3 tRNA genes are annotated in these 375 nt (G+C 47.2%); all 3 read left to right on the top strand.

From position 1 onward, the window contains the following. Positions 1-54: 54 nt before the first annotated feature. The 3 genes from ERX55_RS11360 (at position 55) to ERX55_RS11350 (ending at position 337) form a co-directional block, all read left to right on the top strand. Positions 55-130, top strand: a tRNA-Lys gene (locus ERX55_RS11360). Positions 131-141: 11 nt separating this feature from the next. Beyond that, positions 142-216, top strand: a tRNA-Gly gene (locus tag ERX55_RS11355). Positions 217-248: 32 nt separating this feature from the next. Further along, positions 249-337, top strand: a tRNA-Leu gene (locus ERX55_RS11350). Positions 338-375 lie beyond the last annotated feature (38 nt).

Below are 375 nucleotides of genomic sequence, written 5' to 3'. Positions count from 1 at the left end.
CTGACTTGTAATCAGTAGGTTGAGGGTTCAAGTCCTTTTTCCGGCACCATGTTAGAGCCATTAGCTCAGTTGGTAGAGCATTTGACTTTTAATCAAAGGGTCAGAGGTTCGAATCCTCTATGGCTCACCATTCATGATTTTGCGGAAGTAGTTCAGTGGTAGAATACAACCTTGCCAAGGTTGGGGTCGCGGGTTCGAATCCCGTCTTCCGCTCCATTATTTCTTACAATAATCCATTCATATAAATTGCCGGGGTGGCGGAACTGGCAGACGCACAGGACTTAAAATCCTGCGGTAAGTGATTACCGTACCGGTTCGATTCCGGTCCTCGGCACCATTCAAATATTCAGCGCCCGTAGCTCAATTGGATAGAGC

The sequence above is a fragment of the Macrococcus bovicus genome (assembly GCF_004359575.1).
GTDB lineage: Bacteria > Bacillota > Bacilli > Staphylococcales > Staphylococcaceae > Macrococcus > Macrococcus bovicus.
This window is presented reverse-complemented; position numbering and strand designations above follow the sequence as displayed.